General features: G+C 67.4%; 19 protein-coding genes. 7 read left to right on the top strand and 12 right to left on the bottom strand.

Translation table 11 applies throughout. The annotated features are described in order from the left end of the window. Positions 1-138: 138 nt before the first annotated feature. Both IDF66_RS07055 and IDF66_RS07050 read left to right on the top strand, forming a co-directional pair. Positions 139-759 (top strand): TetR/AcrR family transcriptional regulator, encoded by a 621-nt coding sequence (locus tag IDF66_RS07055; RefSeq protein ID WP_164310671.1) that lies wholly within the window; start codon positions 139-141, stop codon positions 757-759. A 4-nt stretch (positions 760-763) separates the two neighbouring features. Then, positions 764-976 carry a hypothetical protein gene (locus IDF66_RS07050; protein WP_164310672.1) on the top strand — a complete coding sequence of 71 codons (213 nt, stop codon included), beginning with the start codon at positions 764-766 and terminating at the stop codon, positions 974-976. Positions 977-1,003: 27 nt separating this feature from the next. On the opposite strand, the gene IDF66_RS07045 is transcribed toward IDF66_RS07050, so the two are convergent. After that, positions 1,004-2,245: an amidohydrolase family protein gene (locus tag IDF66_RS07045; RefSeq protein WP_190266179.1), complete on the bottom strand. Its 1,242-nt coding sequence runs from the start codon at positions 2,243-2,245 to the stop codon at positions 1,004-1,006. Between the two features lie 155 nt (positions 2,246-2,400). Here IDF66_RS07045 and IDF66_RS07040 point away from each other — a divergent pair, with 155 nt between their 5' ends. From IDF66_RS07040 to IDF66_RS07030, 3 genes are all read left to right on the top strand, one after another. Further along, entirely contained in the window at positions 2,401-3,000 is a 600-nt protein-coding gene (locus tag IDF66_RS07040) for a TetR/AcrR family transcriptional regulator (RefSeq protein ID WP_190266178.1), read from the top strand. Between the two features lie 142 nt (positions 3,001-3,142). Beyond that, on the top strand, positions 3,143-4,771 hold the full coding sequence (locus IDF66_RS07035; protein WP_190266177.1) for an AMP-binding protein: 1,629 nt from the start codon (positions 3,143-3,145) through the stop codon (positions 4,769-4,771). Positions 4,772-4,790: 19 nt separating this feature from the next. Next, on the top strand, positions 4,791-5,981 hold the full coding sequence (locus IDF66_RS07030) for an acyl-CoA dehydrogenase family protein (protein WP_190266176.1): 1,191 nt from the start codon (positions 4,791-4,793) through the stop codon (positions 5,979-5,981). 10 nt (positions 5,982-5,991) lie between these two features. Here IDF66_RS07030 and IDF66_RS07025 read toward each other — a convergent pair whose 3' ends face one another. The 4 genes from IDF66_RS07025 to IDF66_RS07010 all read right to left on the bottom strand — a co-directional run bounded on the left by IDF66_RS07025 (position 5,992) and on the right by IDF66_RS07010 (position 10,972). Continuing rightward, complete coding sequence (locus IDF66_RS07025) at positions 5,992-7,503, bottom strand: ANL family adenylate-forming protein (RefSeq protein WP_190266175.1); 1,512 nt, start codon at positions 7,501-7,503, stop codon at positions 5,992-5,994. A gap of 84 nt (positions 7,504-7,587) precedes the next feature. After that, positions 7,588-9,057: an amidohydrolase family protein gene (locus IDF66_RS07020; RefSeq protein WP_223309129.1), complete on the bottom strand. Its 1,470-nt coding sequence runs from the start codon at positions 9,055-9,057 to the stop codon at positions 7,588-7,590. Beyond that, the gene (locus IDF66_RS07015; protein ID WP_190266174.1) at positions 8,994-10,307 is read right to left on the bottom strand and encodes a CoA transferase; all 1,314 of its coding nucleotides are present in this window, start codon (positions 10,305-10,307) and stop codon (positions 8,994-8,996) included. The genes IDF66_RS07020 and IDF66_RS07015 overlap by 64 nt, the downstream gene beginning before the upstream one ends. Continuing rightward, positions 10,304-10,972, bottom strand: coding sequence for a TetR/AcrR family transcriptional regulator (locus IDF66_RS07010; RefSeq protein WP_190266173.1), 669 nt, complete (start codon positions 10,970-10,972; stop codon positions 10,304-10,306). Before IDF66_RS07010 ends, IDF66_RS07015 begins: the two co-directional genes overlap by 4 nt. 169 nt (positions 10,973-11,141) lie before the next feature. Here IDF66_RS07010 and IDF66_RS07005 point away from each other — a divergent pair, with 169 nt between their 5' ends. After that, entirely contained in the window at positions 11,142-11,996 is an 855-nt protein-coding gene (locus tag IDF66_RS07005) for a VOC family protein (RefSeq protein ID WP_190266172.1), read from the top strand. A 125-nt stretch (positions 11,997-12,121) separates the two neighbouring features. Further along, complete coding sequence (locus IDF66_RS07000) at positions 12,122-15,328, top strand: ATP-binding protein (protein ID WP_223309128.1); 3,207 nt, start codon at positions 12,122-12,124, stop codon at positions 15,326-15,328. Between the two features lie 17 nt (positions 15,329-15,345). Here IDF66_RS07000 and IDF66_RS06995 read toward each other — a convergent pair whose 3' ends face one another. From IDF66_RS06995 to IDF66_RS06965, 7 genes are all read right to left on the bottom strand, one after another. Continuing rightward, positions 15,346-16,065: a CPBP family intramembrane glutamic endopeptidase gene (locus IDF66_RS06995; protein WP_190266170.1), complete on the bottom strand. Its 720-nt coding sequence runs from the start codon at positions 16,063-16,065 to the stop codon at positions 15,346-15,348. Beyond that, complete coding sequence (locus tag IDF66_RS06990) at positions 16,062-17,150, bottom strand: NAD(P)H-binding protein (RefSeq protein WP_164310683.1); 1,089 nt, start codon at positions 17,148-17,150, stop codon at positions 16,062-16,064. Before IDF66_RS06990 ends, IDF66_RS06995 begins: the two co-directional genes overlap by 4 nt. A 131-nt stretch (positions 17,151-17,281) precedes the next feature. Next, entirely contained in the window at positions 17,282-19,627 is a 2,346-nt protein-coding gene (locus IDF66_RS06985) for an ATP-binding cassette domain-containing protein (RefSeq protein WP_190266169.1), read from the bottom strand. 170 nt (positions 19,628-19,797) lie between these two features. Then, a complete protein-coding gene (locus IDF66_RS06980) occupies positions 19,798-20,640 on the bottom strand; it encodes a hypothetical protein (protein ID WP_190266168.1) in 843 nt (280 codons plus the stop codon). Between the two features lie 88 nt (positions 20,641-20,728). Beyond that, positions 20,729-22,618 carry an Hsp70 family protein gene (locus IDF66_RS06975; protein WP_190266167.1) on the bottom strand — a complete coding sequence of 630 codons (1,890 nt, stop codon included), beginning with the start codon at positions 22,616-22,618 and terminating at the stop codon, positions 20,729-20,731. Between the two features lie 41 nt (positions 22,619-22,659). After that, positions 22,660-24,096 carry a GTPase gene (locus IDF66_RS06970; RefSeq protein WP_190266166.1) on the bottom strand — a complete coding sequence of 479 codons (1,437 nt, stop codon included), beginning with the start codon at positions 24,094-24,096 and terminating at the stop codon, positions 22,660-22,662. Then, entirely contained in the window at positions 24,093-25,931 is a 1,839-nt protein-coding gene (locus IDF66_RS06965) for a dynamin family protein (protein WP_190266165.1), read from the bottom strand. The genes IDF66_RS06970 and IDF66_RS06965 overlap by 4 nt, the downstream gene beginning before the upstream one ends. Between the last annotated feature and the right edge of the window lie 228 nt (positions 25,932-26,159).

Raw genomic sequence — 26,159 nt, 5'->3', positions numbered from 1 at the left:
TCCCGTGGCTCGAAGTGTTATAAATACACTGTTTTCTTATCAGAGCCGCGCATGGGCCACAAGGTGTGGCCAGTCGCCGCGGCGTGGAGAGGAGGACGAATTGTTGTCCACGGCAAGCCTGATCGACGACGGAACCGCATGGCCAGGCCGCTGATCCCGGTCGATGACATCCTCGACCGGGCGTTGGCGTTGCTCGATGACGAGGGCGTCGACGCGCTGAGCGCACGACGTCTGGCCGGAGATCTCAGGATCTCGACGCGCACCCTGTATCAGCAGGTGGGCAATCGAGAGGCGTTGATCAGGGCCCTGGTCGCGAGGCATTTCGCGAACCTCCGGCTCGAGTTCCGCGATACCGGTGAGTGGGAGTCGACCGCGGTGAGCTGGTGCCTGACATTGCGTGAGACGTTGCGCGCACACCCGTATCTGACCGAGTTGATGAGTTTCGACGACCGCCGCGTGATCACCGACTTCGTCGGTGATCTGGTGAAAGTTGCTCGGAATGCCGGTATTCCGGCCTCCCTGGCAGCGGAGTGCTGCCGCGCGCTGGTCAACGTGACGGTCAACCACACGATTGTCGAGGTGCGGGCTCTGCACGATCCTGCCCTGTCGGCGGAGAACGCCGCCGAGGCCGAGAGCATGGCGCGCAACCTGCCGCTGACCATCCGGTGGATTCTGTCGGGCGTCCACAACGACGTCGGACCATCGAAACATACTGTGAAACAACCCTGGCGCGACCGGCGCATCATCGGGAAGGATTGACGACATGACCAAGAACGAAGCGCTCAAGGAGATCGACTCGCACCTCAGCAGTCTCAGCTCCGCGGCCCACTCCAAGCTGACGATGCCGGAGGTCAAGGTCCGACGGAGGCAATTGCACGTCTGGCGTGCACAGGTCGACGCGGCCCACGACGGGGAGGGCATTCTCGACGAGATCATCAGTGAGGTGTACGCGACCGAACCCGTGCGGACGACATAGCGACGGGGAGTCGGGGAGTCGCGCGCGTCAGACCGTCGCGAACGCAGGTGGTCTGGCGGCATCCGGGTCGGGATTCGCGATCGGCAGCCCCATGAAGCGACGTGCGTTGTCGCCCATGAAGTCCCAGGTTCGCCGGTCGTCCATGCCTTCGGCGTACTTCCAGAAGCCCTTCGGCTCGGGCAGCCCCTCCGGGTGCGGGTAGTCCGATCCGAACATCACCTTGTCCCACCCGACCGTCTCCACCACATCTGCGACCGATCCCTCCCAGAACGGGCTGACCCAGATGTTGCGACGGAAGACGTCGAGCGGATCTTCCGGGAAGTTCTGCGGCATCTTGCGGGTGAGGTCTGCCAGATCGTGGAAGAGCGGATGAATCCACGAACTCCCGTTCTCGACACTGGCGATGCGTAGGTCGGGGAAACGGGTCAGTGTGCCGTGGCAGATGAGACTGCCTATCATGTCGGAGATCTCGCGATGGCCGAGTGCCAGCCAGCGGAACGAGCTCATGGCCATGAAGTTCTTGGTGTTCGGCGGCTCCCACTTGTTGACGTACTCGTCGAGCGGGGGTTGGCTGGCGTGCAACACGATCGGGAGGCCGGACGCCTCGACGTCGCGCCAGAACGGATCGAACTCGGGGAGGGCGGGCGATCGCCAACCGTGCAGGCCCTTGACCGGTGCGGGCTTGATGAGCGCGACCTTCGCGCCGTTGTCGAGGATGTACTCGAGTTCGCGCCGGGCACCATCGACCTCGGCGCAATTGATGATCGGTGTCGAGAACACCCGATCCTGATAGGCATACGTCCAGTGCTCGAGCATCCACTGGTTGAGTGCGTGGATGATCGCCAGCGTCAGTTCGGGATCGTCGGCAGCGGAATGCTCGACCAGGCTGGCGAGTGTGGGGTAGTTGAGGCATTCCCGCACGCCTTGCCGATCGAGTTCGACGACCCGGTCCTCCGGATTGCGGGTCGCGGCGGGCGCCTCGATCGCTTTCCCTTGCATCTCACGCAGCGTCAGACCCTCGGTGTTGTCGCCTGCGAAGAACTTCTCGTGGGCGCCGGGGGCGGCGACCCGGTCGAAGGTCGGGTTCGGGATGAAGTCGGTGATCCTGCCGTTGATCGCGATGCGGGTGTGGCGCCCGATCTGGACGTACTGCACCGCCTGGCGGTACTGCTCCGGCAGGTATTTGGTGAGCGCCTCGGCCGTCTCGTACATGTGAGAGTCGGCGTCGAAGATGGGGGCGTCGTGGATCGGGACGTCGGGCTGGGGCATGCGTCTACTCCTTCGCGGTGACGGGGTCGCACCTGAGCTGAAACCGAGCCTTGCACTGTCTGACGATAGTGTCAACAGTAGCGCCAACAGTAGATACTTCCGCCATCTGACCTGAGATGACCGAATCTGACGATGGTGTCAGCTATGTTGGGTCGATGAGCACCGTCGACGTGGAAACCACTCGGCCGCAGCATGGTCGGGCCGAGCAAACGCGCGCCGCGATCCTGGAGGCAACTCGCCGGATGTTTCTCGAGCGAGGCTATGCGGGAACGACCGTGAACGCCATCACCGCATCGTGTGGCATCTCGCGAGCGGGCTTCTACACCTACTTCAAGGACAAGCGTGAGGTGTTCGGGCTTCTCGGTGACCGGGCCTACCGGGACCTCCGAGGGGTGTTGGCCTCGTGGGATTCGTTCGACGGGTCGGATCGGGTGTCGGATGTGCGCGCATTCGTGCGGGCGTACTTCGGCTACCTGGATCGTCATGGTGCGTTCGCCATGTCGGCGACACATTCGGCGCCAGACGACGACGAGTTCCGACGCGGCAACACTCGGATGCAGACGCGGCTCGCGTGGATTCTCGGGCAGGCGATCGGCCCGCCGGCCGACCACTCGCCAGAGGTCGTCGGCAGCGCTGCGTTCGGACTGCTCGACCGCTCCTGGTACACCGTCCGGACCCAGACAGTCGCGATCGACGAGGCCGAGATGGTCGAGTTCCTCACCGGGGTGATCCACGGGATGGGCGCAGGCAGATAGTCCGTCACCTCCGAGACCGCCTGTCGTCGGCGATATCACAGCAGGTCTTGTATCCGGCGTGGGCAAATTGTACGTTGGGACAACGGCGGTGTTGTAACCATTACTGTTGTTTCGACAGTAACGTGCTCGATCAGGAGGCAGCATGAAGGAATGGACCGTCGGCGAGATCCTCGACGCTGTTGCGGGAGCGGTCCCGGATCGCGAGATGACGATCTGCGGCACCCGTCGCACCACCTACGCCGAATCGGCCCGGCGCACCACCGACCTGGCGAGGTATCTGGCGTCGCGCGGCCTGGGCGCGCACACCCATCGCGACGATCTCGATCGCTGGGAATGCGGCCAGGACCGGGTGGCGCTGATCATGCACAACGACCTCTACGTCGATGCCTTCGTCGCGTGCCTCCGCGGGCGGGTCATCCCGGTCAACGTCAACCATCACTACTCCCCTCGGGAGATCAAGGCACTGCTCGACCATGTGCGGCCGTCGGGTGTGATCTTCCATCGTTCACTAGCCCATCTCCTCGCGGAGGCGACACTTCCTGCGGGCGTGGACGTCCTGGTGGCGATCGAGGACGCCGACGGTTCGGAGCTCCCCGGTGCGGTCTCCCTGGACGAGGCGTTGGCGATCGGCGCGACCGCGCAACCGGTGACCCCGTCACCCGATGACCTGATGATGGTGTGCACCGGTGGCACCACCGGACTTCCCAAAGGCGTGCTGTGGCGGCAGGCCGACGCCTACATCTCCACGATGACCGGCTTGGAGCATGAATCCGCCGAAGCACTCGTGGAGCTCATCCCGGAGTCCGGCGAGCCCTTCTTCGCCGTGTCACCACTCATGCACGCGGCAGGCATCTCGACGGCGCTCAGTGCGGTCGTCGCCGGTCGTACGGCGGTCATCTACGACAACCGGGGACGGTTCGACGCCCGGTCGGTACTCGAGACGGCCGAGCGCGAGAAGGCGCGGATCCTCACGATCGTCGGGGATGCATATGCCGGCCCGCTCGTCGCCGAGCTGCGTACCCGGTCCTACGATCTGTCGAGCCTGATCGGTATCGGGAGCGGTGGTGCGGCGATCAACCCGCGACACAAGTCTGACCTGCTGGAGTTGTTGCCGCACATCGTGATCCTCGATACCTTCGGCTCGTCGGAGACGGGCGGGATGGCGACGAGCCCCACGATGACGGACTCGCCCGCCGAGACGTTCGTCATGCATCCCAGCGGGCGGGTTGTCTCCGCCGACCGCACGCGATTCCTCGAAGTCGGTGACGGCGAGCTCGGGTGGATCGCGCGTACCGGGCGGGTGCCGATCGGCTACTTCGACGACCGGGACGCGACCCTGCATACCTTTCCCGAGATCGACGGTGTTCGTGTGTCGATCCCCGGGGACCGCGCCCACCTCGAGGCCGACGGATCGATACGGCTCCACGGACGTGATTCGCTCGTCATCAACAGTGGTGGTGAGAAGATCTTCGTCGAGGAGGTCGAGGAGATCCTCCGCGGCCATCCGGCGGTCGTCGACGCACTTGTGGTGGGGAGGCCGAGCTCACGGTGGGGCACCGAGGTCGTTGCGGTGGTCGCGCTCGACCCGGGCGGCGAACTGACCGCCGAGGAACTGCGTGCCTTCACCGCGTTGCATCTGTCGAGGTTCAAGGTGCCGAAGAAGATCATCCTGGTCGACAAGGTCGAGCGACTGGCCAACGGCAAGGCCGATTATCGATGGGCGGCGTCGATCGCGTCGGCGTCTCGTGCCGACACCATGACCGTCGCATAACCGAGAAGAGGACACCCGAATGGACTTCGCCCGAGTGGAACTCACCGACGAGGACCGCGCGTTCCAGGAGCGTGCGCGTGCGTTCCTGGCCGACACCGTGACCGAGGAGATGGTGCGCGCCGAACGTGCGACCGGGGACGGTGTCATCGTCGAACTCCACCGGGCGATGGGCGTCGACGGCTGGCTGGCGGCCGAGGCGAGCACTGCCGAAGACGGTGGATTCACCGCGGTGCGCAGGCGCATCTGGGATCTGGAACGCCGTCGACTGGGGCTGCCCCTCGAACGGTGGGGGGCCACCCTGATGATCCTGCAGGCGGTCCGGCAGTATGCGTCGCCCGAGTTGCTCGACGAGGTGCTGACGCGTGTGTTCAGCGGTGAGGTCCTCTTCGCCATGGGCTACACCGAACCCGGGGGCGGCTCCGACATCGCGACCTGCAAGACCCGCGCGGTCCGGGACGGCGACGAGTGGGTCATCAACGGGCAGAAGATGTTCACCTCCGGTGCGAATGTCTGCCAATACGTGTTCCTGCTGACCAACACCGACCCGGCAGGCAAGCGTCATCGCAACCTGACCATGTTCCTCGTGCCGGTGGAGACGGAAGGGATCGAGGTGCACCGACTCCGGACCGTCGACGGGGACAGCACCACGATCACCTACTACGCCGACGTACGGATTCCCGACCGCTACCGGCTCGGTGACGTCGACGACGGGTGGACGGTACTGAGCGGTCCACTCGCCGCCGAGCACGGCGCCACCGATCCGGCCGACGTGGGTCTCTCCGACATCACGACGATGAGCAACTTCGGTATGTCCATGGCGATCTCGGCAGATCTGGCCACGGCGATCACCGCCCGGTCGGGACCCGACGGGCGGCGGGACCTCGACGACGACTCCGTGTCGTATCGGCTCGGCCGGGCGTATTCGCGCATCGAGGCCGCGCTCGCCACGCCCAGCCTGTTCGGGCGGGTCGCCATCGCACAGTCCATGCGCGACGTCGCGCCGGAACTCATGGACATCCTCGGCGGGCAGGCGGTCCTGCCGGCGAATAGTCTTGGCGCATCGGCCGAGCCGGGGGATGGGCCGGAGTATCTCTTCCGGTGGGCCCCGCTCCTCGGGATCTATGGCGGCACCATCGACGTCTTCCGGAACATGATCGCGCAGCACATCCTCGGTCTGGGCAGGCCGACCTACGTGGCACCCGCGAAGTGACGCGGCGACGTCACCGATCGATCGGATAGAGCGCGGCGACCTCTCGTACGGTGACCTTCCACGCCGCGTTGCGGGGTAGTTCGTCGACGATCGCGACGGCCACCGGGACATGGTGACTCGGCAGCGATTCGCGAACGAGATCCTTCAATTCGTCCTCGGACGGAGCGGTGCTGTCGGTGCGCAACTCGACAGCGGCGAACGGCACCTGACCCAGACGGTCGTCTCGCACCCCGACGACCGAGGCGTCCAGGACCGCAGGGTGCCGGATCAGCACCGCACGAACGGTTTCCGGGAGGATCTTGAAGCCGCCGCGGTTGATGGCACCGTCCCCACGGCCGTGCAGGTACACGAACCCGTCGGCGTCGATCGACGCGAGATCTGTCGTGCGGATCCAGTCCGGGCCGATCACGTCGACTCGTCCTTCCAGGTGGCCCACCTCGCCGGAGGTCACCTCGAGGCCGGTCTCCGGATCGACGATGCGGACGTGGACACCGGGTAGCGGGCGCCCCACGCTGCGAGGCTTGTCCGCACCGTGGCGACGGTGGTCCTCCGGTGTCCAGGCGCACACCGAACCGGCGAATTCTGTTGCCCCGTAAGCCCACATGAGTGGAATGCCGTACTTCGACTCGAATGCATCCCGGAGTTCGGGTTCCAGGGGCCCCGATCCTCCCGGCAGGTACTCGATGGACGCCAGATCCTCTCTCGGTACGTCGGCGTCGAGCAGCATGCGCAGCAGGGCGGGCTGTACACCGGCGCGTCGGATCCGATAGGTCTTGATCGCGCGTACCCAGTCGTCGACGGTGAACTTCTCCAGCAGGACCATCCGCTTGTCGAGGAACGGCGCGGCCAGCAACTGGCACACCCCGACGCTGCCGAACGGCCAGTACACGAGTTCCGGTGGGTCGTCGTAGCACCCGGTCATGCCCATCGTCATGCTGGCGACGGTGTGGCTCAGGACGTCGGTAGGCAGCGGAAGTCGCTTCGGAGGCCCGGTGGTGCCACTCGAGAGTATGTGCAGACCTGGGGTTTCCGCGATCTCGGTGGCAGTGTCGAGGTGTGCGGTCGCCGGGCGGAGCAACAGTTCGACGGACAACGGCCGCAGTGACAGCGCGATCGCACCGCACCCTGCCGCACGTGCCGCGGCGAGCGTGGTCTCCGTCCAGTCCTGTACATCGGAGATCACCACAGCCGGGGCCAGGGTGGCGATGTCGCGGGCGATCGACTGCTCGGACTGGTACGAGTAGATCATCGCGACCGGCCGGCGCGCCGCGATCAGGCCGAGTGCCGCGGCCGCATGGGGAAGCCGGTTGCGCGCCACCAGGCCGATCGGCGCCGTGGACGGGACGGCGTTGTCGTCGAGCAGGCGGATGACCGCATCGATGACCTGGGTGACCTCGTCGCCGGAATACCAGCGCCGTTCGAACTCGATGAACGGGCGGTCCCCGTACCGCGCGAGATGTGCGGACAACTCGTCGGCGAAGTCGTCGGCAACGGTATCCGCCACCGTCCCCTGATGCTCCACGTTCGGTCCTCTCGTCGATGAGCGGTCTTGTCCGACGATGATACTGAAATAGTTACTGTAATGGCAGTGGGATTGCGTTCCGAATCAACTCGGATGAACCGGGACGCCGCCCACGACGGTGGCGACGACCTCGACGGACGCCGGGTCGTGACGGACGTCCTCCGGTGCACCGCGGACGACGGTGAGGTCGGCGATCGCGCCGCGTTCGATCACGCGGGCGCTCGTGGGCTGTTCGGCTGTGCCCCAGAACAACCCGAGCGCAGTGGCGGGAGTGACGGTTTCCCGGGGGTCGCGGCCGGAGTGGTCGATGGTGGCCGCGTGGATCGCTGTCCACGGGTCCGAGTCGCCGAACGGGGCGTCCGTTCCGGCGGCGAGGTGGATCCCCGCTGCCAGCAGGCTCCCCAGTCGCCAGAGATCGGCCTGCTCGCCGGCGTCGACCTCGACGCGATACTGCTCGGACCTCTCGAAAGGGAAGTTCGGCTGGGTGATGACCGGAATCCGGTGATCGCGCAGCCAGCCGAAACACTCCGCGGGGATGATGGCGCCGTGCTCGATCCGGTCGCCGGGCACCACCCCGGCGTCATCGAGTGCGGTCATCGTGACGATGAGCTGCAGACGCGTGACGCAATGGACGGCGACCGGCTTGCCGGAGCGGTGGATCCCACTGATGGTCTCGGTGAGTTCGGGAAGTGTTGGCAGCCGGTCGTCGTCGAGGAGGATCTTGGTGGGCCCGAGGGTGAACGCGGTTCGCCTGCCCGGCGTCCGATCGGCGGGTGGGCGAATGCCCGGGGTGCTCATGCAGTGGACGCGCTGCACGATCTCGCCGTCGTGCACCGCCGCCGCGAGGGCGTCGATCGACGATTGCGAGAGGTCGGGTGTGGCCTCGGTGAACCCGGTGACGCCGCGTGCGGCGGCACGTCGGCTCATGGTCGCCAGATCGGGCGGGGACGCCGGCGAGGTATCACCCAACCTGTCGCCCAGCCAGGAATCCATCCGCCACAGGCGGCCGGTGGCATTGCCCGCGGCATCACGCTCCACGCCGGGGAGGGTGCACGAATCGACGCCCAATTCCCGGCAGGCTGCACTGTTCAGCATCCACAGGGCGCCGGAGCGGTGCTGGACCCGGACCGGACGGTCGGTCACCGTGGTGTCGAGGACGTCACGTGTGAGGGTGCCGGCCACGGATTCGTGATAGCCGAAGGCGCGCAACCACTCTCCAGGCGTACTGGTCAGGTCCGCGGCCTGCAATACGGCGCGGAGGTCGTCGTCGGAATGCACGTCCGGTGGTCCCACGCGGAGGGAGCCCGCGGTGGCGGCGAGGGAACGAAGATGGAGATGGTGGTCGTGCAGGCCCGGCATCACCCAGCAACCCGCGGCATCGATGTCATGTTCGCCCGCGCGGGGGCGTAGGTGCGAGCCGATCTCGGAGATGAGTCCGTCGTCGCACCGGACGTCGACGACCTCCCCGTCCATGGTGTCGGCGTTGCGGATCAGCATGGGAGACCCGATGCCGTTGGACCTCGGACGGGACAGCGGCGTCGCTCGTGCGAACATTCGACCACCCAGTCGCCATCACCGTCGTCGTGGACGACATGGTCTCCCGGGCAGGCGAGTTCGGCAGTGGTGAACGAGGCGACGGTGTCGACCATCGACAGGTCGATCAGGACGCCGCCGCCGCTTTCGGCGGCCGCGGCCGTCGCGAGTGCCGCGGCGATCCCCGACAGCGGATCGGCGATCGCATCCGCGCAGAATGCTGGTTGGTCGCCGTTCCAGCCGACGAGGCCACCACCGACTCCGGCATCGTCCCCGAAGTTCACCTGCATGGGCCTCGATCGACCGCCCCCGGTGATGCTGACCCAGATCCTCCCCGGTCGGTGTGCCATGCGATCGGGCGACAGGCCGAGCCGCTCGAGCGCACGCGGACGGGAGGCCTCGATGACGATATCGGCGGCATCGATGAGGTGCGCCAGTTGATTCCGGCCCTCGTCGGAGGTGAAGTCGATGGCCCGGAACTCCTGTCCGCGGTGCAACCACTCGAAGAACTCCGGGTCGCCGATGCGGGCGCCGTCGGGGCGTCCGGTGCTCTCGACCTTGATGACCCGGGCGCCTGCGCGGCTCAGGATGCCGCCGCACAGCGGGCCCGCCCACAGGGACGACAGATCGACCACCGTCGCATCACGCACGGTGAGAGTGTTCGTTCGGGAGGCGATGTCGGTCACCTGGAACGGGAGCGCGCTCGGCGCATCGGTAGCTCTTCCGAGCTCCGCGGCCGCGACACCCAGCAGTTGCGCCTGGGCGACGACCGCGGACGCGGGGGTTCGGGCGGCGAAATCTGCGAGGTCCCACCATGGGTCATCGGTGCCCTGGTCGCCCACGATGGCCGGCACCGACGCCACATCATCTGGGCGACAGAGCGATATCGCGATCCATCGGTCGGCCGCGCGGATCAGCCGGGTCATACCGCCCGCGGAGATCTGGCCGTTCCTGCGCAGCCCACGCAGGGCGGCACGGGCACCGATCACGGCACCGGGCTCGAGGTGGACGGCGTCGCCGACGAGGCCCGTCAGGCGGCCGAGCTCGCCCACGGCGGCATCGAGCACCCCGTACGCTGCGGCGGGTGAGATGAGCGGGGGCGCCGACGAGACGCCGGTGAGTGCCATGCCGCCGCTGCCCGCCCACCCCAGGACCGCACACCCGGCAACCGGGCGGCCGGAGGTGGGTGCGGCGTTGCGAGACCTGTTCGGCCACCACGTGTCAAGCCATCGGGAGACGACGGCCGACGGCACGCGATGCTCGGTGGTCACCGGCCGCCACGTGGTCCGGCCAGGCCCTCGACGGCGTAGCGGACGATCAGCTCGCTCACCGGCTGCGCGTCGTCGTCGGGGTTCGACGAAACCTGGAAGATCGTGAACGACAGCAGGATTCGCGCCAGCCACGCGCTGGCGCCGGTGATGTCGGTGTGCTGCGGGATCTCTCCCCGCTCACGTGCCGACTCGACGTACGGCAGGATGAACGATGCGGTTCGCTCCACGGCCTCGGTGCCGTGTGTCCCCAGGATGTGGATCATTGCGGCCGGGTTGGTCCCGCTCCTGGCATGATTCGGCATCTGATCCCGCGGGGGGTTGATCGTCCGCGCGATGATCTCGCTGAACGCGCCCACCTGTTCGGACAGGGTCGGTAGCGGTGTGAGGGCCTCGGTGACCTCGTCGAAGAACCACTCGGTGGTCCGGCGCCGCAGCGCCTCCAGGAGGACGTCGCGGGATTCGTAATAGCGGTAAAGGGTGCCGCGTGCGACGCCTGCGGCGCGGGCGACCTCGGACATACTGAGCCGTCGTACCCCGACCTGCCGCACGAGTCGGTCGGTGGCCTCGAGGAGCCGATCCTCGGTCGCCTTGTCGGTCTCCGTCGTCCGCGTCGACGTCACGCCTCGGCCCGGTGCGGGCCAGAGATCCTCGAATCCGGTTGTCACGCCGATTCTCCTCGTCGCTGTTGCCTCGAGTGGCAGTCGGCCATCGCCAGCCAGTCTAGGGCGGACTTCTCGGCTGTCATCGGTGCCACCTGCCCTGCTAGACAGTTGTGCAGAAACTGTACTACTGTCTCACGAAGATCCTCGAACGTGTGGAAGTAAGGAGCAGCCCATGCCCTCGACATCTGGTTCGACGCACAGCATCGACACGGCGGTGGACGGGAACGTCTCGAACGTGCGCTGGCCGACCCTCGATCACCTCGCGGTGGGTGTGCGGCGCTGGGAGGACGCCTATCCCCGGTTCGTCGGCGAACTCGGCGGTCGATGGGGATATGGCGGAGTCGCCGGTGAATACGCCCCGTACCAGCTCGTCTACGGCGACGGCCTCCGGATGGAGTTCATCGCGCCGGACAAGCCGGGCAGTTTCATGGACCGCTTCCTGGAGCAGCGGGGACCATCGCCGCATCACCTCACCTTCAAGGTGCCCGACCTCGACGAGACCTTGGCAGACCTGCGCCGCCGTGGTTTCGCGACCTTCGGGGACTCACGGACGGACCCGATCTGGACCGAGGTCTTCATCCATCCGAAGGCATCGGGTATCGGAACCCTCGTCCAGGTGGTGCGGGCCGACGACGAGACCATCGTCGCCGAAGGGGCGTTCTCGACCGCGCCTGAGGATTTCCCCCGGGCGGGCACACCGGACCGGGAGATGTCGATCGTCGGAATGACCGTGTCCGACCTCGACCGGGCCCACGACCTTCTGGGGCGGGCATTGCTCGGAGACGTCATCGAGGCCGGGGCCGGATGGTTCTTCGCGACCTGGGGCCGTGGCCGCTCGATCCTGGTCCGCGAGCCGTCGTCGACGCCCTGCTCTGCCGGCCTCTGGGAAGGCACGTCGGCGGAGGGGGTGGCGTTCGTCTTGTTCGGCGACGGTGACCTCACGGCCGACGACCTTGCGGCGGACCCGGCTCGGCTGGTCCGCCTGCCGGACCACGCGGACACCGGCGTCCCGGTGTGGCTGGCCTGAGGTTTCCGACGTCGAGGTCCGAGGCATCCCGCCGATCGTGCTCGTCAACGTCCGGCAGACGTTCTACGCTTGTCCGATCGGGGTGATCAAGCACCTGGATCGGTGGTGTTCGGATGACGGCACGGATGACCTGCGGATCATGTGGCACCGGTCTGCGCGATCACGCCAAGTTCTGTGATGAATGCGGCGCTGCGGTGGCGGTGCCCGGCGGGGCGGCGAAATACAAACAGGTGACAGTGCTGTTCGCCGATGTGGTGCGGTCGATGGGGATCGCCGCCGCGGTGGACATCGAGCGGCTACGCGAGATCATGACCGAGTTGATGGAGAGATCGGCAACGGTCATCCACCGCTACGGTGGCACCGTCGAGTACACCGGCGACGGGGTGATGGCGATCTTCGGTGCCCCGATCGCCTTGGAGGACCACGCGTTTCGCGGTTGTCTTGCTGCATTGGCCATCCAGGAGGACGAGCAGCGGCTGGCGGGCGAGGTGCAGCGTCGAGACGGGCTGGCACTGCGGTTGCGGATCGGACTCAATTCGGGACAGGTGATCGCCGACGAGATCGATTCGGGCAGATTGGGTTACAGCGCCACCGGGGAGGCGATCGGGTTTGCCCAGCGGATGGAGTCGGCGGCACCTCCGGGCGGGGTGATGCTGTCGGAGTCCACCGCGCGACTGGTCGAGAACGCCGTGACGCTCGGTGAGCCGGAGTACGTGCGGATCAAGGGGCGTGACGATCCGGTGCTCGCGCGCCGGCTGATCGGGATCGGACTGCCGGGTGGCCGTGGTCGACGTGCGGAGGTTGGCATGGTCGGGCGGCGTTCGGAGATGTCCACCCTCGCCACCATGGTCGATCGCACGGTGGCCGGCCACGGCGAGGTGGCCAATGTGGTGGGCCCGGCGGGAATCGGGAAGAGCCGGATGGCACGCGAGACGGCGGCCCTCGCGGCCGCTCGCGGGCTGCAGGTGTGGTGGGTGTTCTGTGAGTCGCACGCCCGCGACATCCCGTTCCACACTGTGCGGCGGTTGCTGCGCGTGGTGAATGGGATCGAGGGTCTCGACGCTCGGGCGGCGCGGGCCAGGCTTCGCGAGCATCTCCCGAATGCCGACCCGGTGGATCTTCACCTACTCGACGATTTGCTCGAGATCGCCGCCCAGGACCGACCGGTGCCTCAGATCGACCCGGATGCTCGGCGTCGACGGCTGATCGCGTTGCTGGGTTCCATGTCCCTGAACCGGACGACATCCGCGCTCGTCGTCATCGAGGACGCGCATTGGATCGATCCGGTCAGTGAATCGATGCTGGCCGATCTCCTCGGCGTCGTCACGCGCGCGCCCTCCATGGCGCTGATCACCTCCCGAACCGAACACCAAGGCGCGCTGACGAAGCTGCGGGATTCGCAGTCGATCGTGCTCGCCCCGCTGGATGACTCGGATACGGCGGCGTTGCTCGACGAGTTGTTGGGCTCGGATCCCTCGATCCGAGCCGTCGCGGAGGTCATCGCGGTCCGGGCCGCGGGTAACCCTTTCTTCGCTGAGGAAATGGTGCGTGAGCTGGCCGAACGCGGTTTGCTGACCGGAGATCCCGGCAGCTATGTCTGCCTCGCCGATGTCGCCGAGTTGACGGTACCCGCCACCGTTCAGGCCGTCATCGCGGCACGCATCGACCGTCTGGGTGCCTCGGCCAAGCAGACGTTGAACGTGGCGTCGGTGATCGGCCATCGTTTCGGCGTGGATCTCTTTGCCGCGCTGGGGATCACGCCGGTGGTCGACGAGCTGATCAGTGCAGAGTTGATTGACCGGGTGCAATTCTCCCCCATCGACACGTACATCTTCCGACATCCTCTGATCCGCGCGGTCGCCTACGAATCGCAGCTGCGATCTGATCGTGCCGAGACACATCGGCGCCTGGCTGTCGCGATGCGTGCGAGCGAGCCCCCCTTGGAGGAGGAGAACGCCGCTCTGATCGCCGGACATCTGCAGGCTGCCGGCCGGGCGGTCGAGGCGTACAGCTGGCACATGCGCGCCGGGGTCTGGTCGACCGCCCGCGATCTTGCGGCTGCACGGCTCAGCTGGGATCGCGCACAGCTGATCGCCGACGGATTACCCGAGGACATGCCCGAGCGGCCGGCGATGCGTATCGCTCCGCGAACCATGCTGTGTGCCACCGACTATCAGGGCGGAGCGGTCGACGAGGCCCACGGCCGTTTCGCGGAGCTCCGAGGTCTGTGCGACGCGGTCGGCGACAAGGTGTCGCTGGCCATCGGGATGACCGGACCGCTGACCGAACTCGTGTACGGCGGCCACATCCGGGCCGGGTCGCGGCTCGCCACCGAACAGATGGAGCTGCTCGAGTCGATCGGGGATCCGGACTTGACCATGCCGTTGTCCTTTCTCGCATTCGCTGCCTGGTTCGAGAACGGTGAGATCGACGAGATCGCGCGCTGGTCACAGATCGTCATCGACCTGGCCGGTGGAGATCCGCAAAGCGGTGCCGGCTTCGGCGTCGGGTCGCCATTGGCGATTGCGTTGACCTGGCGCGGGTTCGCTCGCTACTGGCTCGGCCGCGCGGGTTGGCGCCACGACCTGCATGATGCCGTGGCGATGGCCCGCCGGAGCAGCTCGCCTGCAGGTCAATACGCCGCCACTCTGGCTGCTGCTCTGACCTGGTCGTATGCGTTCGCGATCCAGAACGGTGTGCTTCGAGCAGATGACGACAAGGTGCGAGCGCTCGGGGATGGGGTGCTGATCGCCGAGTCGTCGGGCAATGACGTGGCATTGAGCCTGGCCGAATACGGGTTGGGTATCGCACTCCTCAGCCGCGACACGGCCACCGACCGTGATCGCGGGCTGATGACCATGACCAAGGTCAGAGACACCTGGATGAACAAGAATGTCGCGTTGCAAGATGTCCCGATTGCCGAATTGTGGATCGCCCGTGAGGTCGCCAGGCGTGACGGTCATGCAGCATCGATACCGGTGATGCGTCGTGTGGTCGACGAGTTGCACGAGGAGGACCGGCTCGGATACTGCGTGTGGGCGACCGGTGTCCTGGTCGGTTCGCTGCTCGTTCGTGGTCGCGACCACGACCTCGCGGAGGCTCAGGCCGCCGTCGAACGACTGGGAGCGGTGCGCGCCGAACAGGAGTCGGCGATCAGAGCGGTCTCACTGGTGCGGTTGCGCGCGCTTCTGGCCAGGGCGCGCGGCGACCTCGCCGGGTTTCGGGAACTGGTCGGACGCTATCGCGTGTTGTCGGAGTCGTACGGTTTCGACGGGCATTGCGATTGGGCGCAGGCGATGGGCGAGAACCACGGACAGACCCCGACGCGATGACGGGTGGTACGGGGCCGTCATCCGAAGATCGGCGGAAAACCGAACAGGACCACGACGCCCCACACGACGTGGGTGCAGATCGGTGCCAGGACCCCGTCGGTGCATCGTCGTAGTACTGCGCAGACCGCGCCGAGGATGACGGCGGCGACTCCGAGCATCGGGTTGCCGCTGGCGAGGGTGACGAGCGTGTACAACACCGTCGAGACCAGCACCGGGTGGTGATTCTGTGCGGCCGAGTAGACGCCGCCGCGGAAGAACACCTCCTCGGCCAGGCCGTTGCCGAGGGTGATCACGGTGACAGCGATGATGCTGCCGCGATCGCCGAGGTCGAGGACCTGGGTGACGAGGTCGGAGAGGACCGGGATCTCCCGGGTGATGAGCGCTCCGATCATGAATGCCGCTCCGACGAGCAGGCCGATCGCCGTGCCGAGGGTGGCAGCGCCGATCGTAGAGGATCGGCCAGTCGTCGATTCGGCACGAATGCCGAATCGGCCCAACCGAATCGGTCCGGAGAGCAGCCCGCCGACGATCCAGATCGCCGCCAGCGCGATCGTCAACGGATAGAAGGACGAATCGCCCGGATCCGACGAGAGCGAGACGCCCAGGATCACGGCGCCCAGGACGAGGAAGATCGCGACCACCCGTCGTCGGCGGGTCAGTGTCGCCGGATCGTCGAATCGGGTGGCCGGTGCCGGTGCGCTGAGTCGTCGCCTGAGGTCGTCGAGAGTGACAGTCATCCTGACAGCAGGGATACCACGCCTCGCACCCGACGCGTCGTGAAGCCGACGATCCAACCGATCCCGCCGGAGACCGCACGCCGGATCCTCATCAGGTCGCCGCCTGCCCATCCCGGGTCGGTGTCGGCGAGGTGGTGGGGATCGGCCAGCGCGCACACCGAGCGGGGTGAGGTGGTGTGTACGGCTGATTCGATGGCCTCCCGCATCGGGATCAGTCCGTTCGGCGGTTCCGGTACCAGGGCACGGATGGAGTGCTCGGAAGCAGTCATCGGCTGGCTCAGCGAGGCGACGAGATCGGCGGTCAACGAACTCGGCACCGGGACCAGCATGCCGGTCACCCGGCCGGCGAGATGCGAGTTCACGAAGGGCACCGGCAGTCGGAGACGGGGCTGCCGGATGGCGCGGAGGTACTCCGACAGGACCGACTCGTACCGTGCGCCGACGTCGGGGCCTGCGATGTCGTAGGCCCCTGCAGGGAAGGTCGGGTCGACGACCTCGACCAGGTAGTGGATGACATCGCGGACCGAGATCGGGTCCATCGGGTTGTCGACCCAGCCCGGTTGCGGGATCACCGCGAGCCGGTCGGCCACGTATCGGATGATCTCGAACGACGTGGAGCCTGCGCCGAGGATCACCGCGGCTCGTAACCACACCAGATCGGGGCCGCCGGGGATGTCGAGGGCGGCGCCTACCTCGGCGCGACTGCGCAGATGCCTGGACAGGTCGTCGTGGTCACAGTCGGGTACGAAGCCGCCGAGGTAGACGATCCGGGGCACGTTCGCCGCGCGTGCCGCGACCGCGACATTGTGCGCGGCGCGCGTGTCGGCTTCGTCGAAGTCCTGCTGACCGATCCCGTGGACCAGGAAGTAGAGCGCATCGATGTCGCCGGCGCCCGCGACCGCATCGTGCGCCGATGCGCTCTCGTCGGCGTCCATGGCAATCGCCGTGACGCGGCCGAACCAGCCGAAACGTCGCAGCGAGTCCGGTCGGCGGCTGGTCACGACGACGTCGTCGCCACGGTCGACCAGCGCACACACCAGACGTGAGCCGACATATCCGGTGGCACCGGTGACCAGCACTCTCATCGGTCTGTCCGTGCGTGTGACGGTGGGGTCGCGGTCATGGTTCGACGCTAGGTGCGAACGCGGACGGCCCGCCGCCACCGGGCGCGGTGTGCAACGCGATCGCGACGTCGGTCACGGTCGCATAACGACGGTCAACGGCGGAGGCGGAGTCTCGACGCGGTGACGCCGATCAGGATCGTCGCGGTCAACAGCAGGGCGCTGTATCCGAGCACGACGGTCGAGAGCGATGGCTCCCACAACTGGGCGTCGGCGGTCTGGGGTGCCAGCGGTGAGATCGCGTTGAGGTCCACCGACGACGCGGACACCGCGTAACCCCAGTACGACGGGAACAGCCACGACAGTTGTTGCAGCCCCGGCGTGGTCAACCGGAACAGGCCGCCGCAGAACACCAGCTGTGAGATGACGGCGATGACCATCGGCGGCATCGTCTGCTCGACGGAACGCGCCGAAGCGGAGATGGCCAGCCCGACCAGAGCGCTGACACACGCGAGGACGGCGACGGCGCCGAAGAGTTCGAGCGCCGCCGGTATCAGCACCCCGCCGGCCGGGACACCTTTGCCTGCGTAGGTGATCGCGACCATCACCGACGTCTGGACGACTGCGGCCGCACCGAACACGACGATCTTCGCCGTCAGGTAGGCGCCGGGTTGCAGTCCGACGGCGCGCTCCCGGTGGTAGATGTCGTGTTCGGCGACCAGGTCGCGCACGGTCAACGCGGTGCCCATGAAGGTGGCCCCGACGGTGAGGATCACCAGGATCTGCAAGGCCTCGCCCGCGGTGTCGGGTGCTCGATTGATCGCGAAGCCGCTCGACCCCGGGATGACCAGGGTCAGCAGCCCGAGCACGATCGGCATCACCGCGAGGAACACGAGATAGCCGGTGTCGGCGAGGATGAGGCGGATCTGGCGACGGGCGATGGTGGCGGCCTGCCGGACCGGATCGTGATGTGGCGTCGACATCGACGGGCCGGACGGCCTGCGCGGCCGAACCGCGGGTGACGGCGGCCGGGTACGCCGGTGTCGCTCGTGGGCCGCGTCGGGATGGGCGGCGACGAACGCGAAGATCTCCGCCCAGTCGCCGGTGCCCATCGCCGCGTCCACCTGGTCGGGGGCACCGCAGAACGCGGTCTTGCCGCCCGGTGCGAGCAGCAGGACCTGGTCGCACATCGACAGGTGGGTCAGCGAATGGGTGACCACGACCACCACCCGGCCGGCGTCGGCGAGGCGCCGCAGCGTGGCCATCACCTGCCGGTCGAGCGCCGGGTCCAATCCGGACGTCGGTTCGTCGAGGATCAGCAACGACGGACCGGTGAGCAGTTCCATCGCCACCGACGCACGCTTGCGTTGTCCGCCGGACAGCTTGTCGACTCGGGTGTCCAGGTGCTCGAGCAACTGTAGTTCGCCGAGCACTCCGGTGATCACCGCGTCACGGTCGGTGGTGGAGATGTCCGGCGGCAGTCGCAGTTCCGCGGCGTAGCGCAGTGCCTGCCGGAGGGTGAGCTTGTGGTGCAGGACGTCTTGCTGCGGGACCATGCCGATACGGGTGCGCAGCGAGTCGTAGTCGGCGTGGACGTCACGGCCCTCGAAGGTGACATACCCGGTGGACGGGGTCCCGAGCCCGGCAGCGACCTTCGACACCGTGGATTTGCCTGCCCCCGACGGACCGATCACCGCGGTCAATGTGCCGGGCGCCGCGCTGAACTCGACGTCGCGGAGCAGGTGTTTGTCCCCGTCGACCACCAGGCTCACGCCGTGCACGTGCAGCCCGGTCTCGACGGCGTCGGGCGCGTGGCCTCTGACCAGTGCGCGTCCGGACACCAGGAAGTCACTGTTGCCGATGGTCACGACGTCCCCGTCGTGCAGCATTGCGCCGCCGACACGGTGACCGTTGACATGGGTGCCGTTGATGCCGCCGAGATCGACGAGCCGGATCCCGTCGCGGTCCGTGGTGATCTGGGCGTGCCTGCGGGAGACGAGCATGTCGTCGACGACCAGGTCGTTGCCGGGGGTGCGCCCGATGGTGCACACGCCGTCGCGCAGTGCCAGCACGGTCCCGCCGTCGAGGTTCTGGTGCATGGGCCTCAGGTGAGGTGCGCCGCGGAGCGAGCGTGGCATCGGGGACGGCCCGGGCGTCGGGAGCCCGATGCCGACCGGGCCGTCGAGGGAGGCGCGGCCGGTGGTGTGGGGTCCGTGCTGGTCGCCGGCGAGTGCGACGACCAGCACGGGACCGCGCCCCGGACTGCCGAGATGGATCTGGGCGGTACCGGTGACCGCCATCTCCGTGACGGGCCCGCCGGCGGCGAACATCGGGGCACCGGCGTCGGCCGCGGCGAGAAACCACTCGTGGCCACGCCACTCGATGCGCAGATGATGGTCGCTCACCAGCGGGTGGTCGACCACGATGTCGTTGTCGACGTGGCGGCCGACGGTGAGGCGCGGTGCGGAGCCGAGCGGATGAAGGGCTCCGTCCACGGACACACTGCCGGGATCATCACGTTCGTCACGGGTCCGCTTCCGTTCTGCCGACGGGGTCGATGTTCGAGGTGAAACACCGACGGGGGCGGCGACATGAGGTCGCCGCCCCCGCCGTGAGGGGAGTGAGCCGCCCGGGGACCGGGCTCGGTGGTGACAGGTCGCCTGCGGCGTGGTCAGATCGCGTCGGGGATGTCGTGCGAGTCGTGTGCCGAGTGATCGTCGTAGCCGCCCGCGTCGGTGTCGGGCACTGACGGGTCGTCGTCCGGGGCCGACGGGTCGTCGTCGGGCATGGCTGAGTCGTCCGGCACTGCGGAGTCGTCCGGCGCTGCTGAGTTGTCCGGCACCGCTGAGTCGTCTACCCCGCCGTTGATGTGCCCCATCGTGTCGGCCTGCCCGTCTCCATCGGTGTCGCGCAGGACGGTGTCGGCTTTGCCGTCGTTGTCGACGTCGAGGATCGTCGCGTCGAACCCGCCGTCGTGGTCGGTGTCCACCAGTTGCACATCGGGGGTGCCGTCGCCGTCGACGTCGATCGTCGAGCTGACGACATGTCCGTGATCGAGAGTGTCGACCTGGCGCAGTTGTCCGTTCGCGTCGAGGGTCGCGATCGTGTCGGCCTGCCCGTCGTCGTCCGAGTCGACCTCGACGATGGTGCTGCCGTCCTGGCCGGCGTGGACCAGCGTGTCGAAGGTGCCGTTGCCGTCGGTGTCGGCCTCCACGAGCATCACGTTGCCGTGGTCGTCGAGGTAGGCGTTGATGTCGGTGCCTGATGCGTCGGTGGCGTGCACGACGTCGGGGCTGCCGTCGCCGTCGGTGTCGACGGCCGACTTCACACCGGCCTCGCCGCCTGAGGTCGCGTGCGTATCCGGATCCGCCGGTGTGGTCGGTGGTGTCGGGGCAGTGGCGCTCGTGGAGCTCGTGTTCTCCGGCGCGGAAGCATCGTACGGGGCGTCGGGGCTGATCACCGGGTTCTCGGCGACATCCGGGGTGGCGGTGCTGGTCTGTGTGCTGTCGGACATGGGGTCCGCCTTCCTGAGTTCGGTGAACGAAGCTGTTGTGCTGTTGTCAGGGATTGGATGCGGCGGCCCGGCGAGAATGTTCCCGGCGTCAGGAGATCAGTCCGGATCGCGTCAGGAACGTCTTGCCCTCGTCGACCGAACCGATGCCGAAGACCGTGATGACGAGGCTCGAGGCGGTGCTGGCGTAGTCGATGTTGTAATCGGTGGACACGGTCGAGGCGAGGTCGATGTCCGCGGCGGAGAGCCGGTCCGCGTCCTCGACGAGCGTTCCCTTGCCCTGGCTGTAGGTGCCGTTGCGGATACCCACGATCTTGGCCTTCGCCTCGCTCTCGTCGACCTCGAAGGTCATGAAATAGGACAGCGTGTCGGTGCCCTTGAGATCTGCCAGTTCGCCGTCTTCGGCGAAGTTGCATTGCATGCGCACCGCGTCGTTCTTGGTGAAACCGACCTTTCGGCAGTTCGTGGTGGCCTCGCGCAGCGGACCGGGCAGAGTGCTCATCAACTGGGTCGCGTCGGTCATGATCATGCCGCCGTCGGCGCCGGTCTCACCCGTCGCGGTGGCAGCCGCAGCGGTCTGTCCGGACTGACCGGGGTCGTCCCCGCCGCCGTTGTCACGTGACATCAGTGCGATGGTCCCGGCAACGATGCCGACGACGGCGACGACCGCCACGGCGATCGCGCCGATGCGTCCCCACCGTCGGCCGGTGCCGGTGGCCGCCGCATCGGGTCCGGAGAACTCGGGCACCACATATGGAGGCCGGCCGTACTGCTGACCGTCTGGCACTGTTTCCGGGCGTTGCGATGTCTGGCCGGGCGGCTGTGCGTGCCACGACGGCATGAGGTCGCCTGCGCGGGGGACGACGGTGGCGCGCTCGTTGGTGTTCGGCGCGTTCTCGGCCAGTGCGGTCACCAACGCGCCTTGGGCGACAACTGTTTTCGGGTCATCGAGGGTGGCAACGGGGCCGAGTTCGCCGAGCCGTTGCTGGACCAGCGGAATCCGCGACGACCCGCCGGTCAGATACAGGGCGGTCAGTTGTTCCGGATGAGTGATCCCGGCATCGAGCAGCGTTGCCCTCGTCAACTGCATCGCCTGGTCCACGGCGGGCGTGATCAGCTCGTCGAACTCGTCGCGGGTGATCTGCAGGGTCTGGCGACCGGCGGGCGCCGGCACGGTGATGGTCGCCGACGGTGCCTCCGACAGCAGCTCCTTGGCGCGCCGGATCGAGTCCTGCAGGCTCTGGACGACGTCGAGCGGTGCCTGCCGCCGCAGATAGGTGACCAGATTCTCATCGCGGTCGGAGAGTCGCTGCTCCACCCAACGCTGGACGAGCGCGTCGAGGTTCTTGCCGCCCAGACCGTTGTTGCCGCGGGCGGCCACCACCCCGAAGGCATTCTCGTTGGTGACCGTCAGGACGGCGATGTCCAGTGTGCCGCCGCCGAAGTCGAAGACGGCGATGCGGGCGCCCGGCTGCATTGCGTGCGAGCGCGAGTAGTGTGCCGCCGCCGCGCGCGGCTCGGAGATGGTGGTGATACGGGCCGGGTCGATACCGGCCTGGGCGGCGCCGTCGATCAGGACGCGGATCTGCTGCTGTGCCCACGCCTCCGGGTGCGTGATCACCACCTGGGCGGGCGGCATGCCGGCGTGGGCGGCCTTGCCCCGCTGCAGGATCGTGCCCACCACCGCCGCCACGAGGACGTAGGTCGGGAAGGTGTACCCGTTGACGGTGCACATCGGGCCACTGCCGATCAGCCTCTTCGGGGAGGCCACGAAGCCGGCGGGATTCTGTTGGGCCTGGTCGACCGCGGCGTCGCCGACCGTGATGCGGTCCGGTGCGCCGACGTAGACCGCTGACGGCATGAGATTGCTGGTATGCGTCAGCGACAGCGTCTCGATACCGCCACTGGTCGCACCCGAGTGCGCGGCAGCGGAATTGGATGTTCCGAAGTCGATGGCCAGGGTCCATGTGGTGGGTGACATGTGCGAAGTGTCCTGTGTCCTCTGCGGTTTCGGGTGGCTGGTCACGTGTGGGTCAGCGGTGTGTAGGTTCGGATGAGGGTGACGATGGCAGCGTCCTCGGCTGCCGAACTGGTGGCCAGGGAACGTTGTTGTGCTGTCGCGAGTCGTCGTCGGGCTTCGGCGGATATCGCATGCGCGGGTGCCCGATCCGGTAATCCGACGCGTCCGGCAGGGGACGTGGCAACGAGGATGGTGTGCAGTTCCTCGGTGACCGGGGCCTGCGGATCGGTGCGCAGCATGCGTTGGTAATCCTCGAGTACCGACACCAGGTGGAGCGCAGGCGCCGACCGCAGCTGCATGGTCAGCGACCGGATGTGGTCTCGGGCCGGATGGGTGAACGCGAGCTGATCGAGACGCGCGAGGATGCGATGGGCGCGGTGCAGGATCGCGAACCGGGTGGTGGATGCGTTCAGTGCCTGATGCAGCCCGCCGACGCCAGACCGCTCGGTCAACCACGCGTTGAGGGCGGCGGCTCCGCCCGCGGCGATCTGCCGTCCGTTGAGCACGCCGTATTCGCCGAGCAGTCCGAGCAGGTTTTCCCGCACCGGCAGGGGCAGCACGCCGTCGGCGTCGTCGTTGTCGAAGGTGCGCACCACATCGAGCGGTGCCATCCCCTGCAGCCGCGCAAGTGCATCGGCCATCTGCTCGGTGAGCATCCCGGTGTGGCTGGTCTGGGCCATCAGGCCGGAGATCGGCACCACCGCACTCACTGTGTCGGACAACTGATCTGCCATCCTCGTGGCGTGCCGGGCGGCGTGGGTCAACGGGTCGACCCGCCCCAGCGCGCCCTCGCCGAAGGAGTCCGCCCGAGACAACACGCCCAGCATGTTGAGTGGCGTGAACGGCAACTGCGAGAGGAAGTCGATCTCATCGGAGCGGGGTGCGGCATCGAACAGGAAGACCGCGGCGTCGGCGTCGATCGAGGCGGTACGCGTCTGCTCGAAACCGTCGATCATCACCCGGCGGGTGGCCGAGTCGTTGGCCACCGTCAGCGTCGACAGCCCCGGGGTGTCGATGAGGGTCAGCTGACGTAGTGCCGCCGATGGCAACCATCTGTCCACGAACTGGATGTCGGGGGTCTCCAGCGGAAGTCGGATGGCGTGGTCGCGGTGCACCGCAACCGGATGCCGCCCGCCGTCCACCCCGACCACCTCGGCGCGCGACGGCGAACCGTCCTGGTAGACGGTGACCACGTTGGTGGCCTCCAGGGCCGCGGTCTCCGCGACCGGTGCGCCGATCAACGCGTTCACCAGTGTCGACTTGCCCGCCTTGAGCCGACCGACGACCACGACCCGCGGCGGAGACCACAGGATGGTGCCGATCGCGTTGGCGTGTGCGGCGAGATCACCACCGAGAGCGGCCAATTGGTGCAGTCCGTGATCGAGGGTGGCGTGGACGGGATCGGTGTCGACCCGGGTGACCGGGCGTGGGGCGTTCACCGGGTGGCCCCGGTGAGGAGCTGTTCGGCCGCCGTGATGCGTTTGTCGACGATCCCCAGGTTGCTGGTCAGTCGCTGGATCGACTTCTCGCGGGCGGCAGCATCGGCCGACGCCGCCTTCTGTACCTCGCCGATCGTCTTCTGCAACTCGTCGATGTTCACGCGCAGGTATTCGCGGTAGCGGATGATGATCTCCGGGCGGGACTGCGCCACCGCACTGTCGAGGAGGCGGCCGGTGGCGGCTTTGGTGGTCGCGATGGTCTCGCGCAACCAGGTCAGCAGGTTGGCCTTGCCGGTCCGGATCGCACGGAAGCTCAGATTGATGCCCACCCAGACGGTTCCGACCACCACGCCGACGCCCATCAGTGCCGACAGGCCGAGAAGTCCACCGAGCGTGGATGATCCGACTACGCCCATCGTCAGCAGGGTCGGATCGAGAAGCCCGTGGCGTTTGCTGCCCACCTGATGGGTCTCGATCCGCTTGTCCTGCATCGACGCAACGATGCGCGTGCTGAGCTCTTCCCACACGCTGGGGTCGTCGGGGAAGCGGGGCGCGATGATCGTGTCGTGCAATCGCTGGAGGAACCCCGCCAGCGTCTCGGCCATCGCGCGTTGCAGATCGGTCTGCATGTCGGCGGTGAACTTCTGCTCGCTGCGCCGCAGCACCTGCATGCCGTGGGTGTTGACGTACTTCGTCCACTTGTCGCGCACGTCGTCGAGGCGGCGTTCGAGATCATCGACAGCGGACTGGCGCAGCAGGGTGAGGTCGCGGGCGAGGTATTGCTCCCACTGGCGGGATTGTTCCTGGAGCTCGGTGAGCCGGTCCCGGTCGGCGGTCAGGTCCGGTAGCGACGTCGCGCCTGCCTGTACCGCGTCGAGCTCGCGACCGATCCGGCCGCGGATCACGCGCAGCCCCTCCAGGCACGTGCGGACGGCGTCGATGTGCGGGGATCGCGACGACTCGTCGAGTCGGCGGGCGAGCTCGATGCGCAGGGCCGCGATCCCGCTCTCGGTCTCCAGCCGATCACGCTGGACGTCGTCGGCGATGTCGGCCGCCATCACCGCAAGCAGGCTCGACACCCCGACGACAGTGACGCGCCGATGCAGCTGCTCGGCCAGGATTCGTTCGTTGTCGGCGACGATCTGCCGCCACCGGCGGAGGTTCTTGTCGGTCTTGGTGACCACCACGACCACCGAATCCACCGTGGCGGTGGCCTCGCGGACGAACGCCATCTCCGGGGCCGTCAACGGGCTCGACGCGTCGCAGACCAGCACGAGCACGCACGCCTGCTGGGCGGACCGGGTGGCGAGCTTTGCCAGCCCCACGTCGAGGCCGCCGACGCCCGGGGTGTCCACCAGGGTCACATCAGTCATCCGTGCGTCGCGCACCGCGACGGCCGCAGCGGTGGGCAGCTCCTCGACCCGTGGGTCGCACACCTGGGCTCCGCCCGTGGTGACCCATTGGCCGAGTTCGTCGGCCGCGACCGGCCGCGGTCCGGAGGGGAAGAACAGCTCCGCGGTGCTGTCGGAACCGAGCCCGCTGTCGGGGGTGACGCTGACCGACACCGAGGATGTGACGTCCACTCCGACCGGGCAGAGGTCGCGTCGTCCGATCAGGGCATTGACCAGCGAACTCTTGCCGCGCTGAACCTCCCCGACGACCACAACGGTCCGCGTCTGTTCGTCACGGTCGAGTTTGGTCACCGCGACATCGGCCAGGGCGTCCATCTGGTAGGCGCGCAGCACCTTGACAGCCCCGTCGACCACCTGGACGGCGGCATCGGCCGACGCTGCTGGAGACGCCGCAGCAACCCGCGGCGATGCAGTCTCACCCATTTATGACATTTCCCCCGGTTCTCACCACACAGAAACCCAGCCGAAGCGTACCCAGTCTGTGAATGCACTGATCAACTCAGTACTGCACTACCCTGCACTCTGACAACACAATCGTGAAGGCGTGTTTCGGGGGAACCTTTCCGGCCGCCACCGCATCGAATAAATGTATAGATCATCGAGCGGCCGGCAACCAGAACACCGGAGATCCGGCGCGCCTGAACACGACGA

The sequence above is a fragment of the Gordonia hankookensis genome (assembly GCF_014673215.1).
In the GTDB taxonomy this organism is placed as follows: Bacteria; Actinomycetota; Actinomycetes; order Mycobacteriales; family Mycobacteriaceae; genus Gordonia; species Gordonia hankookensis.
This window is presented reverse-complemented; position numbering and strand designations above follow the sequence as displayed.